This is a genomic window from Luteolibacter sp. AS25, from assembly GCF_046736275.1.
Classification (GTDB): domain Bacteria; phylum Verrucomicrobiota; class Verrucomicrobiia; order Verrucomicrobiales; family Akkermansiaceae; genus Luteolibacter.
Genome location: NZ_CP151837.1, coordinates 2160326 through 2177138, shown reverse-complemented (window position 1 = coordinate 2177138; position 16813 = coordinate 2160326). Strand labels below are relative to the sequence as shown.

Genomic DNA, 16813 nt, shown 5'->3' with positions numbered 1-16813 from the left:
GGAAATTGTTTCTTGAAATCACTGGTGCACCGGGGAGTGCTCATGCTTTCACGAAACGGTGAGGGGGTCGTAAGGGAAAATAGATTAAGGAAATTGTAGAGCTTTTTGCAGCAATTCTGCTGACGGTGCCGGGGTGGAAACACTTCGGCACCTTTGGTGCCTCGGGCGTGATGGCTGACGCAATCCGTAGCCATCCTTTTAGGGAATCAGTGTTCAGGGCGATGGCGGGCTACTACTTGGCATGGATCTGGTGGTCGACGACGCGTAGCATGTTCCGGAGAATGAATTAGTGGGGGCTGCTGATTGCTAATCGTTCTTCTCGGTGAGGGACAGCTTCTCAAGGACCGGGGCCGAATTTAGAGCCCTGCCGGGACCTCCCCTGATTCCGGGAGGTTCTTAGATTGAGTGCTTTGCCTTTTCCATCGGTTACAGATCGCGGTAGCTATTCTTTTACGCCATCAGGACATTTTACACATGATCGAGCGCGAGATTTCGGGAACCTACGTTTCCCATTTATTCCTTAATGGTTTTTGCCAGAGCAATGGCACGGCGGAGAGCCATGGATTTGTTGATCGTTTCCTCGTATTCGTAGGTGGGATCAGAATCGGCTACGACTCCGGCACCAGCCTGTACGTGAGCTTTTCCATCCTTAAGCAAGCAAGTTCGGAGGGTAATGCAGGAGTCATGCGAGCCATCGAATCCGAAATAACCAACGGCGCCGGCGTATGCGCAGCGTTTGTTCTTCTCCAAAGAGTTAATGATCTGCATGGCGCGGATTTTCGGGGCTCCGGAGACTGTGCCTGCGGGGAAGGTGGCGCGTAGGACATCGTATGCGGAGTGATTCTCGTCGAGCTCTCCGTGGACGTTGGAAACGATGTGCATAACATGTGAATAACGTTCGATGATCATGAAATCATCGACGGTAACTTTGCCATGTTTTGCAATACGGCCGACGTCGTTGCGGGCGAGATCGACGAGCATGAGGTGTTCCGCCCGCTCTTTTGGATCGGCGAGGAGTTCCTCGGCGAGTGCATCGTCCTCTTCCTGGGTTTTCCCTCTCCAGCGGGTGCCGGCGATTGGGCGGATATCAATACGGCCGTGGATGGAGCGGACGTGGACTTCCGGGGAGGAGCCAACGAGGGCGAAATCTCCCATTTCCAAAACGAACATGTATGGGGATGGATTTACATGGCGGAGCGCGCGGTAAAGATCCACCGGTGATTGATCGAACGGTACGGTGAAGCGTTGGCTGGGGACGAACTGGAAGATGTCTCCGGCGGCGATGAACTCTTTCCCGTCGAGGACCATCTGCTCGTACTCCGCCTGAGTGGTATTGGATTCCGCCGGTTCTTCGGGAACTTCCGCAAGGCCGTTGAGGGCGGGGACGTGGAGTGGGCGGTTGAGAATTTCCAGAATGGAAGCGATGCGGCCGGTTGCGGCGCCGTAAGCTTCTTCCGCGGATTCGTGTTCATCGAGAAATGCATTCGCGATGATCTGCAGGCGGCGGAGGCGGTGATCGAAGACAAGCAGGGTATCCGCGAGCATGAAGAGTGCATCGGGAACGCCGAGGGAATCTTCCGGTGGGGGGCCGAGGCTGGGCTCGAACTGGGAGACTGCATCGTAGGAAAGGTAGCCAACCATTCCGCCGGAAAATGGAGGAAGTGCAGGGTTTTCCACCGGTTTATACGGCTCCATCTCACGCTCGAGTGCTGCGAGGACATCGTCCGGCGCGGTGAGGGTGCGGGTTTTGTTGCCGTCTGTAATGGAGATTTCCTTGCCGTGTGCGGTGAAAACGCGTTTGGGGCCGGAGCCGACGATGGACCAGCGCCCGCCTTTGTCCGTAGCCTCGGCGGATTCGAGGAGGAAGGAGTGTTTGGCATCGCGCAATTTGATGTAGGCTGAGAGCGGAGTCTCAAAATCTGCGGCGAGCTGGGTGAAGACAGGTACGACGTTTCCTTGTTTGGAAAAGTTCTGGAAGGCTTCTAGGCTTGGCTCTACTGGAATGTGCTGCACGGGGGGAGGTTGAAAGAAGCTGGGGAAGTTTGCTAGTTTGAAGTTCCAGCTTTTGAGAAGAGGCTGGAAATTTCCGTGTTCGATTGGGATTTGAATTTTGGGATAGTGGATTTAGCGTGTTCGCGTGCCGATCGAACTGGGAAAATTAAAAGGAGCTCTGCCGGAGGGCGGGCTTTTTGGTGGTGGGGAGTGGCGTTGGTCGCCCGAACCTTTGCGGCTTTCCGCCGGGGAGGCAAAGGAGATGATTTCCATGGGGTATCCTCTGGCAAAGTTCCAACAGGCGAGTGATTTGCTCTACCGGAGATCCGCGGGAGGGAAAATAGCACCCTGGCTTTCCGAGCTTCTGGACGAGGGCAAGCCGGACTGGATGGTGGGACTGCAGCAGGAGGGGGGGATGGCCGATCAGTTCCCACGGGTGATCCGGCCGGATCTGATGCTTTCAAACGGGCGATTCGCGATGACGGAGCTGGACAGTGTGCCGGGTGGAATAGGAATCACGGCGTGGCTTTCGCAGGTATACTCCGAGGCGGGTTATGATGTGATGGGAGGTAAGGATGGTATGCTTGAGGGTTTCCGCGGACTGATGCCGGATGGCGGGGATGTTTTAATTTCCGAGGAGTCCGCGGATTATGTGCCGGAGATGGAGTGGCTGGGGAAGCAGCTCGGTGAGGCGTGGAAGATAGAAAGTGCTGAAAATTACGAGGGGGATAGTAGGGCGATATACCGTTTCTTCGAATTATTCGACTGGGAGTCTATGCCGTATTTCAAGAGCTGGGCTGAGAAATCGGTGGATGGTGATCTTTCGGTGACTCCTCCGTTCAAACCGCATCTTGAAGACAAGTTGTGGCTGGCGCTGTTCTGGTCTCCGGCTTTGAAAAAGGTGTGGGAGAAATCCTTGCGAGGCAGTCATTTACGACGGCTGAGGAAGCTGATCCCTTTCGGCTGGGTATTGGATCCTGAGCCGCTGCCGCCACATGCGGCGCTGCCGAAGCTGGATGCCCATACCTGGGATGAGGTCGGTGAGTTTTCACAGAAGGAGAGGCAACTGGTATTGAAGATCAGTGGTTTCCATGAATCCGCCTGGGGCTCCAGGGGGGTCTTCATCGGCCACGATTTATCATCGGTGGAGTGGAAGGAGAGATTAGCGCATGCGCTGGAGCAATCCAACGAGCAGCCTTGGGTAATGCAGGAATTCCACGAAGGTCGTAAATTCGAGCATCCTGTCTATGAGGAGGATGGCTCGGTGAAAATGATCGAGGTGAGGGCAAGGCTATGTCCGTATTTCTTCACTGATACGAAGGGAGAAACCTCTTTTGGCGGATGTCTGGCGACTCTGGTGCCGGCGGATAAGAAAAAGATCCACGGTATGAGCGACGGCATCCTGGTGCCATGTGTGGTGGAGGACTGAGTCTAGCTGGTTGTTCATCCGGATTTGACTGCTAAATTTCCGGAGTCGCGGCGTAAACGTGGAGACTGAACGCTGATCAAGGATCGATTTTGGCGGGCGATGGAGTGACAGGTTTCAGGGCTTTTATGGTGATAAAGTAACTGGCGATTGCAAAGGGAATGCCAAGAATAGCGCCACCGGCGATGAGAGCGGGCTCGATTCGTAGCAAGGTGGCTGTGTGGAAGATGGAGTGAAGACTTTGTTTTCCCAGTGGGATGGTTTGCTCGGTATGTGGAACGGAGAGGAGTAGACAGCCCAGTTTGAATTCCCAGAGGAGGAGTGCGGGCGCGATAGGTAAAAGGAGGTCGTGGAGGGTGACTGCAATTGCTGCCGCTATGATGTTTCCACGCGACAGGCGGCTGATAGCTATGGCGCATAGGGTTTTGAGGCCGAGAATGGGGACAAAGCCAAAGAGCGTGCCGATGGCGATTCCACGCGCGACAGATTTCGGGTTGGCTGGGATCTCACGGATCTTTTGAAACTGCTTTTTAAGCCAGTTCATTTTTCTTACCGTTTGTCCTTCAGGTGGTTGCGAATTTCTGATGAAAGTTCGGCTATTCGTGCACTGAGCTGTTGGGTGGTTTCGGTAAGTTCAGTGTTTTTGGTGATTAGCTGCTGTATGAGTTCCAGACGTTCAATGGATTCTGCCTGGCGTTCGATTGATAGGTTGGCGAGTTCTTCCCGATGGAGACTATCGGCATCGGCGGTGAGTTTGTCGCGGTCCGCCTGGCGGGTCTGGGCCAGCAATATGAGGGGGGCGGCATATGCGGCTTGGAGGCTGAAGGCCAGGTTAAGGAGGATAAAGGGGTAGAGGTCGAATTTTACGATGCCGGCGACATTTATGAAAATCCATGTGGCCACGATAAGTGTCTGGCCGATGAGGAAGGTGGGAGTGCCGAAGAATCGAGCGAAGGATTCGGCTTTTTTGCCGAAGGTGTCGCTGCCGAATACTGGAAAGAGATGTGCGCCCGATTTGATTAGGTTGTGAGATTTCCGCTGGGTGGATTTCTTTGGAGTTTCCGGCATGGAGTGGGTGGTGAAGGTTCTGGAAAGATTGTTTTACCGCTGGTGAATAAATGACACGAAGCAATGCGGTGCAGGTGTGGCTGTCCGGGAATTAGCTGGTGGTTTCCAGTGCTTTTACCGGGAGGGCGTGCTTGTAGAGTGTCTGCATTAGGTCTCCCTCACAGGGGATCCGGGCAAGCGGGGCCTGATGGCGAAGGGCGGATTCCTTCCAGAGATTGAAATGGGAGGTGTAGGCCTCGCGGTAACGGCGGAGAGTGGCTGGCTCGATCCGGTGAGGATGGCGGGCGTTGGTTTCCGCATCGATGAAGTCGTAGTTCCCGGACCACTCGGGGGAGGCTTCCGACTGAAGAAAGGGGCTGAAGATGATGGGGGTGCCTTGTTTCTGACCGAGAGTGAGAAGAACGGGGGAGGGATCCGCCGGGAACAGCAGGTCCGATACGAAGACACGGATGGCAGAGGAGCGCAGCGGGAGCCGGGACAGGTTCGGTGCAGGCTCCTTGCTTTCGGGAAGTAGGTTTTTCCAGTCCTGGGTGCCTACAGTCCTGGGATCCACTGGTTTGTGTGAGTCTCCTGAAACTGCGTAAATTCGGACGGTGGCGCCGGCGGCGATGGAGCTCTCGGTGAGAAATTTCACAAGGGCGGTGGTGCGCTCTTCCTTTTCCGGGGTGAAGAACATGGATGGTGAAACATCCAGGATCAGATCCACCACGGGGCGGATTTCCTCGCGGAATAGTTTCATCGAATACTGTCCCGTGCGGGCGTAGGCGTTCCAGTTGATATGGCGTGGATCATCGCCCGGCGAGTAGGCGCGGTGGTCCTGAAAATCCATGGAGGCGCCTGTGCCGGAGCCCGCGAATTCACCGGCAGCGCCTCGCCAAACTCGGGTGCGGAAGGGGAGACGTAACATGTTTTCGGAGGGATTTCTGGGGCTCGGGGACTCGGTTTCCTATTCCTTCGGAAGGACGCTTACCCGCAGTAGGTTTTCAGGGGCCAAATATTTGGTGGCCAATGCGTTGATCTCCTTGAGTGAGATGGATGCGTAGTCCTCATCGCGGGTGCGTGCCCATTCCAAGCGTGCCGGATCTTCCTGGGATTTTGCCAGGACAGTTGAAACCCAGTAGGAGTTGTCGCGGGTGGATTTCTGTAGCGAGGAGAGGATGGGTGCCAGTGAGCGGTCAAGCTCGTCCTGCGTGGCGCCATTTTCATGTAGGTCTGTGGCGATTCGCTCCATGGTTTCCAAGATGAGTTGGAGGTCTTCCGGCTTACCTACGGACTGACCGTAGAGATAGCCGAAGTTTTCCAGGGCGTCCGAACCATCCGCGGAGGCATTCGGTGAGTAGGATGCTCCGAGTTTCTCACGAATTTCCTGGCGCAGGCGGTCTCCATAAATATCGGAAATCACATTGAGGCGGCGGAATTCGGGGATGTTGTCGCGAAGTCCCCCGGTTTTCCAAATTGCTGTGGCGATGGCCTGTGGGATCTTGGACTCGTAGGAGAAAGTTTTGTCCGCAGGTGTCTTTGGATAGGTGACGGTGCGGGACTGCGTGGTTGCTTTTGCAGGGTTCAGATCACGCTCCGGCAATGCGCCGAAGGTGGATAGGAGATCGGGTAGGATGTCCTGGACAGTGAAATCACCAACGATAGTGAGCTCCAGATAGCTGGACTCAAGTTGAGGAGTCAGCCAGGTTTTTACATCATTGATAGTGTAGTTTGAGAGCTCTGTCTGCGTGGGGATGCTGTAACGGAAATCACCTCCATGTAGCCAAGCGTTCAGGTCCTTCATTGGCCCAGCTGTGGTGTGTTTCAGGTTCTGATAGAGGACCGGTATGTCTTTCTGAAATTGCCAAAGGGCCTCAGGGCGGTAGCCGGGATCGACCATGCTTGCCACCATGAGTTGCAGCTGTAGAAGCTGATCGTCCGGAGTGGATGAGCCGGAGAGGGTGAATGCATCCTCGCCGATGGTGAGGTAGGCGGAAACATTGCGGCCTGCCAGGATTTCATCGAGTTCATCGTTGGAGTGTTTCGTGAGACCGCCGCCATTGAAGATGGAGGAGGCAAATTCATCGAGCATCGGTTTTCCATCCGGTTGGGAGAGCATTCCACTGCCGAAGCGGGCGAGGAAGCTGATACGGTTTTTCTCGAAGGGGGTAGGTTTTAGATTCACCCGGATGTTGTTTGAAAGAGTGAGCTGGGTGACTCCGAGGTCTTCTACGCGGGTTTTAAGCGCGATACCGCCAGCTTCTCCGAACTCTGTGTAGGCGAAGGGGACGATAGCCCGGGCGGTAGGCGGCTCTACTACTGTTTTTGACGATTCCTCGTAGGCGGCGGAGAGCTTTTCGAGAGCTCCTTCCGGTTCATTGTTCGTAGAGAGAATTAGGTGGTAGCCGGGCGCTTCCCAGAATTTCGCAAAATCAGTATGTAGGTCTTCCACTGTGATCTTCCCGAGTGCCTGGGTGGCGATTTCCAGATCGGTTTCCGGAGTGGAGAAAACTGTTCCGTCGTTGATTGAGCTTGCGATGGCGGTGGCGAGGCTATCGGATTTACGGGTTGATTTCCGTTTTACCGCTTCCTGGTAGCCGTTGAGAATATTGGCTTTTGCTTCCGAGAGTTCAGCCTCGGTGAAGCCGTGTTCGAGGGCGCGGCGGAATTCCTGCTCAAGAACGGGAATTGCTTCCTGCCAGCGATCATCGGCTACGCTGACGTCGATGGAACCTAGTTCGATGACGTTAAAAAGTCCGTATTTCGAGGCACTGCCGCTGGAAATCGGGGAGTTTTCCTGTTTCGAGAGTCGATCAAAGCGGCGGCTGATGATGAAGTTTGCGATTTGGACGGGGAGTTTCGCGATGCGGTTTTCGGTGGTGTCCGGCTTGGTCTCGAAATCGCGGACCAAGGTGATTGATAGATCTGTGGAGCTAAGCTCGGGATCGGAAAAGACATGTGTTTTGAGCCCGTCAGGGATGGTAATCTCTCCGAGATCCGGTGCTGAACCCGGGTTTTCTGGATTTTCCATGGAAGAAAAGGTCTCGGTGATTTTCTTCTCCATTTCTGCCGGATCGATATTGCCGACGACTACGAAGGTCATTTTGCCAGGGACATAATAACGATCATAGAAATCCGTGAAGCGCTCACGCGGGGCGGTTTTGATAACTTCTTCCTCACCGATCGGGAAACGTTTGGTGACGAGTGATTTCGGGAGAAGTGCGCCGAATTGCTCTTCCATCATGCGGGTGTTAACAGAGTCACGGGATGCTTTTTCCGAAAGGATGACGCCACGTTCCGCATCGATTTCTTCGGCTGTTAGGAGTGCTCCATCTCCGAAATCACGCATAATGCCGAAGGTGAGATCGAGTGTTTTTGGTTTCAGATCCGGTAGATCGAGCATGTAGACTGTCTCGTCGAAGGAGGTGTAGGCATTCACGTGGGCGCCGAATGCGATGCCGCGGGATTGCATTTCCTTAATGAGTGCGTTGGCGTCCTTGAAGTTCTTGGTGCCGTTGAAAACCATGTGTTCGAGGAAATGGGCGAGACCGCGCTGGTCTTCCGCTTCATCGAGGGATCCGGCGGCAATGTGGAGACGCATGGAGAGGCGGTTCGGAGGTTCATCGTTGGGGAGGATCATGTAACGGAAACCGTTGGGAAGGCTGCCGAAGATGGCTTCCGGATCGGCGGGGATATCGGATTTTTCCGTTGGCCAAGGTGTCGCATCGACAGGAGTAGAGGTTTCGCCTCCTGCTGATTTTTCCAAAGAGGAGGTTGTTTGCTCCTGATCCGCAGGTGATTGGCCGGTTTTTGGTGCGGGATCGTTGCTGGATACGGAGAGCCAGATAGCCGTGATGGCGAGGATCATCGTGAGAATGAGCGGGGTGGGGTTGCGCATGGGGTAGAGAATCGCGGGGTATGGGGAATTTGCAAGTTTGCTATGTCGCACGGTATTGCAATTTCAGGGATTATGTGGACTGTGGGGAATGGTTTTAGAGGTTTCGACTCCAGCGCTACTTTTTCCGGCGATCAGTTTGCTGTTTTTGTCTTTCACGAATCGGTTTCTGCATTTGGCGGCGTTGATCCGGAGGTTGCATGATGACTGGGTGACAGGTGGGGATTCATTGCTGTTTCAGCAGATCCACAATTTACGCAAACGGTTGGTTCTGATTAGGACGATGCAGATTTTCGGGGCGATGAGTCTCCTTATATGCGTAGTGGCGATGATGGCAGTGGTCGTCGAGTTTCGAATGCTTGCGAATATTTCCTTTGGCGCTGCGCTGGTGCTGATGGCGGGCTCCCTGGCATGCCTGATTGTCGAGGTCTGGATTTCCGGTGGAGCACTGCGGATCCAGCTTTCGGACATGGAAGGAGAACCGCAAAAGCCGCATTGATTCTTCGTGAATCCGGTTTATTGAGTATTTATGGATAAGAATAAAAGTAAGTTCAGTATTGCGTCGTTGGTGGCAATTATTGCCGCGATCCTGAGTTTTCAGGCGAATGTGTTCTTCGGGCTGGTTCTAGCAGCAGTTGCGTTCATTTTCGGTGCATTCGGTATTGTGCTGGCGCTGTCCCCGAAAACACGGGGTGGGGCGGTTAGTATTATCGCCGTAATTCTAAGTTTCGTGGGTGTTCTGGTGGCTTTGATCAAATTCGTGGGTTGGCTCGTGAATTTGGGCTGATTCTTTCTGGTGGTTTATGAATGAGCCGACATGATTTTCGGGTCATGACAGTATCGGCGAGCGACTACGAGAAGCAGGGTAAGTTTTATCTGGGGAAAGAGTATGATCTCTCTGAAAAGAGGGTGGAGGAGCACCTTGTTCTTTATGATTCGAAGGATCTGGTAACCCACGGGGTGGTGCTGGGTATGACAGGCTCGGGAAAAACGGGTCTATGCATAGCTTTGCTGGAAGAGGCGGCGATGGATAATGTGCCGGCGATCGTGATTGATCCGAAAGGCGACATTTCGAACCTGATGTTGGCCTTTCCTGATCTGAGCGGGAAAAGCTTCGAGCCGTGGGTGAATGAGGATGACGCCTCCAAAAAAGGCCGCTCTATCCCCGAGCATGCGGAGAAGACTGCCGAGATGTGGAGGGATGGTCTGGCGGAGTGGGGGCAAACGCCGGAACGGGTGGCGACCTTCAAGGAGAAGGTGGATATCAATGTTTTCACGCCTGGGAGCAGATCCGGAATTCCTGTATCGATCCTGAGCTCCCTCGGAGTTCCTCCGGATGAAATTCTGGAGGATGGAGAGCTCTTCGGCGATAGGGTCAGCAGCACGGTGGAGAGCTTGCTCTCGCTGGTGGGTATTCAGGTGGACGGGACACAGAGTGAAGAGGCTGTTCTGTTGGGCGCTATTTTCCAAAGCGAGTGGCAGGATGGTCGTGGATTGGATCTGGAGAAGTTGATCAGACAGATCCAGAGGCCATCGTTCGGCAAGGTGGGGGTGATCGATCTTGAGAGTTTTTATCCCGAGAAGAAACGGCAGGATTTGGCCCTGAAGTTCAACAGCCTGCTGGCTTCGCCAGGATTTTCCACGTGGTTGGAAGGCGCGCCGCTGGAAATCGCAAAGATGTTACATCGTGAGGATGGAAAGCCCCGTATCTCGATTTTCTCGATAGCTCACCTGAATGATACTGAACGAATGTTTTTCGTGAGTCTTTTGCTGAACCAGATGCTGGGATGGATGCGAACACAACGGGGGACAACTTCCCTCCGTGCTTTGTTGTATATGGATGAAATTTACGGATATCTGCCGCCTACGGCTAATCCGCCTTCCAAGCGACCGATGATGACCATGCTGAAGCAAGGCCGTGCATTTGGTCTAGGTTGCCTTCTGGCGACCCAAAACCCGGTGGATTTGGATTACAAGGCTCTCTCAAATATCGGGACTTGGTTTCTCGGGCGCCTGCAAACGGAGCGAGATAAGGCGCGGGTGCTGGATGGCCTGGAAGGCGCGGCTGGATCGCAAAACGCGAAGTTCGACCGGAAGCAGATGGAGACTTTGCTTTCAGGGCTGGGGAATCGTGTTTTCCTGATGAACAATGTGCATGAGGATGGTCCGGTATTGTTCCACGTAAGATGGGTGATGAGCTACCTCACAGGGCCGCTTGGCAGATCCCAGATCAAGGGTTTGATGGCGGATAAGAGAGGTGCTTTCGAAACTGAAAAGGTTATCGAAGAAGATTCAGCAAATCCCATGGCACGGAAACGGAGCAATGAACTGGGCCGTAGACCGGTTGTGGGCACCGGTGTGATCGAGGTTTTCGGTGAGGCCGCGGGTGATGAATACCAGCCATATCTTTTACAGGAGGGGACCGTTCATTTTTCTTTGTCCAAGGCAGATGTGGAGGGTAGCCGGAAGGTAGTGCGAGTGTATCCGATCCTGGAAAAGGAGATCGATTGGGACGAGGGAGATACAGTCGAGCTGAAGTCCCTGCGCGAAAACCCGGAAGAGGGGATCGGTTTTTCCGAACTCCCAGGCTACGCGATGAACGCGAAAAATTACAAGAGCGTAGAGAAGGATTTCAGCGATGAGATGTATCGCGGAGAACGTGAGGAAATCTGGGTGTGCGATGAGCTGAAGGTCTGGAGTAAGATCGGGGAGAGTGAAGCGGACTTCCGTGTGAGGATAGCACATGATGCCCGAGAGATCCGTGATGAGGAGATGGATGAGCTTCGGGAGAAAGCTGCAAAGAAGGTGAAAACGATCGAAAGCAGGCTGCGGACAGCCCAGACGCAGTTGGTAAAGGAGGAATCCGAGGCAAGCTCCGCCAAGATGCAGGCTGGTATCTCCGTTTTGGGAGGGATTCTGAAATCCATTTTCGGGAGGAAATCCGGTCTCGGTAACATCGTGAAGGGGACAAGTTCTTCATCCATGACCAAGGCGACTACTGCCTACAAACAGCATCGCGATGTGGCGAACGCGGAGGCGAAGGTGGATGGATTGCATGAAGAATTGGAGGCGATCAGAAAGGGGCTGGAGAAGGAGTTGTCGGACATCAAGGATAGTTACGATCCCTCGAAGCTGGATCTCGATAAGGAAATTCTGAAGCCCACACGTGCGAATGTGGAGGTGGAGAGGGTCTGTTTGCTTTGGAAATAGGGCTTGCTCAAGGATGCGAGAAATGTAGCGGAACGGTTCGCTGCGTATTTCTGTAATCTGGGCTTGCTCGCGGGTGGTGAACTCTATTTACTTTCGCATGGCAGAGATTTCTTTGGGATTGTCGTTTGACGATGTGCTTTTAGTTCCGGCGCTTAGTGCAATTTTACCGGGTGAAGCTGATTTGAGGACTAACGTGACGGAAGGTATCACGTTGCAGTTGCCGGTCATATCGGCGGCGATGGATACTGTTTCCGAACATGATCTTGCGATCGCACTGGCCCGCGAGGGTGGTATGGGAGTGATTCATCGTGCGTGTTCCGTAGAGGATCAGGCGGCGATGGTTTCAAAGGTAAAGCGTTCCGAAAGTGCTGTGATCAACAAGCCGAGGACGGTTTCCAAAACCGATACAGTTGAGCAGGTTTTGACAATCATGGCTGAGAATGGATTCTCAGGTTTCCCGGTTGTCGATGAACACGGAATTCTTGAGGGAATGGTCACGGGTAGGGACGTGCGATACAGCGATAAGCGCGGCGCTACTGTCGCCGAGGTCATGACCCCACGGGAACGAGTTGTCACCGGTCCGCCGAATACCAGTTTGGAAGAGGCGCGCAGGGTACTCTACGAGAACCGGATCGAGAAACTTCCACTGGTAGATTCCGATGGGCGTTTGGCTGGCTTGATTACTGGCTCCGACATCGAAAAACGCATCACTTTCACGAACTCCGCAAAGGATGCGAACGGACAATTGCGCTGTGGCGCGGCTGTAGGAGTGGGACCTGACCTTGAGGAGCGGGCTGCTGCTTTGATTGAGGCTGGCGCGGATGCTTTGTTCATTGACGCTGCAACCGGACACACAAGGCATGTGATGAATGTTATCGAAAAACTTCGTGGCATGAGTGATTTGCCAGTGGTTGCAGGAAACGTGGTGACCGAGCAGGGTGCGAAGGATTTGGTCTCTGCTGGGGCGAGCGCCCTGAAAGTAGGTGTGGGCCCGGGCTCGATCTGCACAACACGTGTGATTGCCGGCGTAGGAATGCCGCAATTCACTGCGATCCAGAACGTTGCGGGCTATTGTCGTGAACGAGGCGTGAAAGTAATTGCAGATGGTGGCATCCGCTATTCCGGTGATGTCGTGAAGGCGATTGCGGCTGGTGCGGATCTCGTGATGCTAGGATCGATCCTTGCTGGAACGCGGGAAAGCCCGGGGCAGAGTGTTTATTTCCAAGGCCGACGCTTCAAAACCTATCGCGGGATGGGCTCATTGGGTGCGATGCGCAAAGGTGCGAGTGACCGTTACGCACAGAATAGTTCAGGTAAACTGGTTGCTGAAGGTGTGGAAGGACGCGTACCTTACAAAGGACCTCTTTCAGACGTTATCTTCCAGCTTATGGGCGGTTTGAAATCCGGTATGGGTTATGTGGGTGCCTCCTCCCTTCAGGAGCTTCGCGAGAGAGCTACTTTTACGAGAATAACACCAGGCGGACTCAGAGAGAGTCACGTTCACGATATCGTGATCACAGAGGAGCCTACAAACTATCAGCCACTTGGATAACTTTCCGCGTTTGAGCAATCGTTCCGGATCTTTCTTGAAAATAGAGAAACCGGAACTGGCTCTGGCTAGAGATATAACAATTTAGAATTTACGAAAATGCACGACGAAGGACATGTGGCGGTAATCGATTTTGGCTCGCAGTATACGCAGCTGATTGTAAGACGGGTGAGAGAGCTTGGATTTTTTGCAATGCTTTATGCGTTGGAGGATTTTCCAAACATCGGAAAGCCGGGAGCCATCATTCTTTCAGGCGGACCGAAAAGCACCAGTGATGCGGACGCACCTGATCTGGATTTCGAGGCTTTGAAGGCCTTTGAGGTTCCAGTGCTTGGGGTCTGCTATGGTATGCAGCTTCTGAATCTTAAATTCGGTGGCACGATCGAGGCTAGTGACCGTCGGGAGTATGGTCCGGCGAATCTTTTTCCTGAGAAGGCGGAAGGGCTCTATGCAGGTATCACGAAGACGTCCCAAGTATGGATGAGCCATTCGGATACGGTGAAGATTATCCCCGATTGCGCGGAGGTGATTGCCACCAACCAACACGGCACTCCGGTCTCATTACAGTGGGGTGAGCGCTTTTTCGGGATTCAATTCCATCCGGAAGTAACTCACTCACACGAAGGAAACCGAATTCTTAGCAACTTCCTTTCCGAAGCCAGAAATCTGATGCCGTTCAGGATCGAGGACTTCAAGCGGGAGATGATCGACAATATCCGTGAAACCGTTGGCGACCGTCAGGTGGTTTGTGGTGTATCGGGTGGTGTGGATAGCACTGTCCTGGCGGTTCTTCTGAAAGAGGCTGGAGTGAAAGTTCGAGCGATTTTTGTAGATAATGGTTTGCTCCGGAAAAATGAAGCGGCGGAGGTTCAAGCGAATTTCAAGCGCATGGGGCTGGAGATCGAGACGATCGATGCTTCAGACCGGTTTTTGGATGCGTTAGCGGGTGAGGGAGATCCCGAGAAGAAACGGAAGATCATTGGGAACATGTTCATTGAGGTGTTCTGGGATGCGGTGGGTGATGCTCAAATGTTGGCCCAAGGAACTCTTTATCCGGATGTGATCGAGAGTGCCTCGAATGCGAAATCAAAGGCTTCCGTTATCAAAACCCATCACAACCGTGTTGCAAAAATTCTCGAACTACAGGCTGAAGGTAAGGTTCTGGAGCCATTGGCAGAGTTGTTCAAAGACGAGGTGAGAGCCTTGGGCACGTCACTTGGTATCGAGGAATCGATTCTCATGCGCCACCCATTCCCGGGTCCGGGACTTTCAGTTCGATGCCCGGGAGTCGTTGATCGTGAGAGGCTTGATATCATTCGAGACTGCGATGCGATCTTCATCGGCAAACTCAAGGAGCATGGCTGGTATGATAAAGTCTGGCAGGCATATGCTGGCCTGATCCCTGTCAAAACAGTTGGAGTAAAAGGCGATGAGCGTAGTTACGAGTGGGCGACCAATCTGCGTGCGGTTGTTTCAGAAGACGCGATGACTGCAGAGTGGGTGGATCTCCCAGCTCAACTGCTCCGTGAAACTAGCCAGAAAATCCTCAATGAAGTAGGTGGAATCAACCGCGTACTTTACGATATTTCCACAAAACCTCCTGCCAGCATCGAGTGGGAATAACTTGTCACTACTAGAAATAGTTTAGCCCCTTGGTTTCCTGCTGAGATCGAGGGGCAAGAAGAAGAGCCCGGTGAAAATTCACCGGGCTCTTTTGATTTTCATTGTCGGACGATTTGCTCAACCCGCGGGTCAGAGAAGATCGTAGCTGCGGCCGCCGAGACCTTCGAACCAGCGGATGTAAGCTTGGTTGACCATGGTATAGCCACCTGCGGTCGGGTAATTGCCGGTGAAATACCAGTCGCCACACGGCCCCTGAATTGTTTCGTGAAGGTTCTCGATGGTTTGGAAGATAACTTCCACCTTGCCGTCCCATTCGCAGTCTTCTGGGTAAACCATGTTGCTGATTTCCGCAGAGATTTGTTCAGGGGTGAAGGCTTCGTAAACTTCCTGAACGCGGTTTTTTCGCTCGGGGATTGGTTTCTCGAGTTCGGCTTTACACGCATCGTAGATGGAATCCAGTAGATGCTGGCGTCCGGCGCGGCGGTGTAGGGCCACTGCTGCATTGAAGGCGATGAACTTTCCAAGTTCTGACATATCGATTCCGTAGCAATCCGGGTAGCGGATCTGTGGTGCTGTGGAGCAGATGACAATTTTGGAAGGTTTCGTGCGGGTAAGGATTTTAAGAATCGATTTCTTAAGAGTGGTTCCGCGGACGATGGAATCATCGAGAACTACCAGATTATCTCCCGGCTTTACGGCACCGTAAGTGATGTCGTAGACGTGTGAGACGAGCTGATCACGGCCTTTCTCCTGTGAGATGAAGGTCCGCATTTTGATATCCTTGTGAGCGATTTTTTCACCACGCGGCCAGTTGCGCATGATTAGTTCATCGATTTTCTCCGGAGTGAGTAGCCCTTTTTCCGCACCTTCTGTGATTTCCTGACGAACCTGATTCCGGCGATAGAGGCGGAGTCCATCCATCATTCCGTGGTAAGCAGTCTCCGCTGTATTCGGGATAAATGAGAATACTGTTTTATCGAAGGATTGGCCGATGGATTCCATGACCTGGTCCACAAGGGCCGCGCCCATCGCTTTACGTTCGCGGTAGATTTGTGGGTCGTTCCCGCGGGAAAAATAGATGCGCTCGAAGGAGCACGGGGTGTATTTCTGCGGAGTGTGGAACTGGATATCCGAAATTGTTCCGTCTGCCTTGATGGTCACGACCGAGCCGGGATCAACTGCTTTGACCTGATCCGCCTCTACTTCAAAGACTGTCATGAGAGGGACTCTCTCGGAGGCAAATGCGATGACTTCATCGGTGATGAGCATGTGGCACGGGCGGATGCCGCGTGGATCGCGCATGACGAACATATCGCCATTTCCTACCGCTCCACAGATGGAGTAGCCGCCATCCCAAGGTTCCGCGGACTGCGCGATGAGGTTCGGGATATCGAGGGCATCGGAGATATGTTGTGGAATCTCGGAGCCCGGGACGCCCTGATCGCGGAGCTTGTGGTAGAGGTCAGTGTGGGCTTCATCCAGATGATAGCCGATCTCTTCAAGAACGGTTTGTGTGTCTGTGCCGAAAACCGGGTGTTGTCCGCGCTGGATGAGAGTGTTGTTCAGTTCACCGGCATTGGTCATGTTGAAGTTCCCCATGACCATGAGGGTGCGCGTGCTCCAGTTGCTGCGTCTGAGATAAGGATGGCAGGAGCCGGAGTCAAAATCGCCACTGGTGCCGTAACGAAGATGCCCCATGAGGATTTCTCCGCCGAAATCAAAGTTGGCTTTGACGCTCTTGGGATCGGATTTATCGAGTAGTCCCTTTCTGTCTTTCTTGAAGAAGGTTTTGATTTCTTTTCTGAAAATTTGAGCGAGGGCGTCCTTCTCAATTCCACGACGGCGCTGGATGTATGGGGCGCCGATTGGCATATCGAGCTTAATGCAGCCGATTCCGGTGCCGTCCTGACCGCGGTTGTGTTGCTTTTCCATGAGGAGGAAAAGCTTGTTCATGCCCCAGAGGCAGGTGCCGTACTTATCGTAGTAGTAGGCGAGTGGTTTGCGAAGGCGGACGGCTGCGATGCCGCACTCGTGATTAAGGTGATCGCTCAAAACGTATTGTATTCAGATT

The 16813-nt window shown here is 53.4% G+C and carries 12 protein-coding genes; 6 read left to right on the top strand and 6 right to left on the bottom strand.

Annotated elements, in window-relative coordinates; translation table 11 throughout:
* Positions 1-513: 513 nt before the first annotated feature.
* Positions 514-2013 carry an anthranilate synthase component I gene (trpE, locus tag AAGA79_RS10130; protein WP_411825680.1) on the bottom strand — a complete coding sequence of 500 codons (1500 nt, stop codon included), beginning with the start codon at positions 2011-2013 and terminating at the stop codon, positions 514-516.
* A 124-nt stretch (positions 2014-2137) separates the two neighbouring features.
* On the opposite strand from trpE, the gene AAGA79_RS10125 reads away from it, so the two are divergent.
* Positions 2138-3421, top strand: coding sequence for a hypothetical protein (locus tag AAGA79_RS10125; RefSeq protein WP_411825679.1), 1284 nt, complete (start codon positions 2138-2140; stop codon positions 3419-3421).
* A 76-nt stretch (positions 3422-3497) separates the two neighbouring features.
* On the opposite strand, the gene AAGA79_RS10120 is transcribed toward AAGA79_RS10125, so the two are convergent.
* The 4 genes from AAGA79_RS10120 to AAGA79_RS10105 form a co-directional block, all read right to left on the bottom strand.
* The gene (locus AAGA79_RS10120) at positions 3498-3962 is read right to left on the bottom strand and encodes a DUF2062 domain-containing protein (protein WP_411825678.1); all 465 of its coding nucleotides are present in this window, start codon (positions 3960-3962) and stop codon (positions 3498-3500) included.
* Between the two features lie 5 nt (positions 3963-3967).
* On the bottom strand, positions 3968-4486 hold the full coding sequence (locus tag AAGA79_RS10115; RefSeq protein WP_411825677.1) for a DUF1003 domain-containing protein: 519 nt from the start codon (positions 4484-4486) through the stop codon (positions 3968-3970).
* A 91-nt stretch (positions 4487-4577) separates the two neighbouring features.
* The gene (locus AAGA79_RS10110) at positions 4578-5393 is read right to left on the bottom strand and encodes a DUF58 domain-containing protein (RefSeq protein ID WP_411825676.1); all 816 of its coding nucleotides are present in this window, start codon (positions 5391-5393) and stop codon (positions 4578-4580) included.
* Positions 5394-5432: 39 nt separating this feature from the next.
* Positions 5433-8414 (bottom strand): M16 family metallopeptidase, encoded by a 2982-nt coding sequence (locus tag AAGA79_RS10105; RefSeq protein ID WP_411825675.1) that lies wholly within the window; start codon positions 8412-8414, stop codon positions 5433-5435.
* A gap of 37 nt (positions 8415-8451) precedes the next feature.
* On the opposite strand from AAGA79_RS10105, the gene AAGA79_RS10100 reads away from it, so the two are divergent.
* The 5 genes from AAGA79_RS10100 (at position 8452) to guaA (ending at position 14742) form a co-directional block, all read left to right on the top strand.
* On the top strand, positions 8452-8859 hold the full coding sequence (locus AAGA79_RS10100; protein WP_411825674.1) for a DUF2721 domain-containing protein: 408 nt from the start codon (positions 8452-8454) through the stop codon (positions 8857-8859).
* 30 nt (positions 8860-8889) lie between these two features.
* Positions 8890-9147: a hypothetical protein gene (locus AAGA79_RS10095; protein WP_411825673.1), complete on the top strand. Its 258-nt coding sequence runs from the start codon at positions 8890-8892 to the stop codon at positions 9145-9147.
* 44 nt (positions 9148-9191) lie between these two features.
* Entirely contained in the window at positions 9192-11570 is a 2379-nt protein-coding gene (locus tag AAGA79_RS10090) for an ATP-binding protein (RefSeq protein ID WP_411825672.1), read from the top strand.
* Between the two features lie 97 nt (positions 11571-11667).
* On the top strand, positions 11668-13122 hold the full coding sequence (guaB, locus tag AAGA79_RS10085) for an IMP dehydrogenase (RefSeq protein WP_411825671.1): 1455 nt from the start codon (positions 11668-11670) through the stop codon (positions 13120-13122).
* Positions 13123-13218: 96 nt separating this feature from the next.
* Positions 13219-14742 (top strand): glutamine-hydrolyzing GMP synthase, encoded by a 1524-nt coding sequence (gene guaA, locus AAGA79_RS10080; protein WP_411825670.1) that lies wholly within the window; start codon positions 13219-13221, stop codon positions 14740-14742.
* A 129-nt stretch (positions 14743-14871) separates the two neighbouring features.
* On the opposite strand, the gene AAGA79_RS10075 is transcribed toward guaA, so the two are convergent.
* Positions 14872-16794: an amidophosphoribosyltransferase gene (locus AAGA79_RS10075; RefSeq protein WP_411825669.1), complete on the bottom strand. Its 1923-nt coding sequence runs from the start codon at positions 16792-16794 to the stop codon at positions 14872-14874.
* Between the last annotated feature and the right edge of the window lie 19 nt (positions 16795-16813).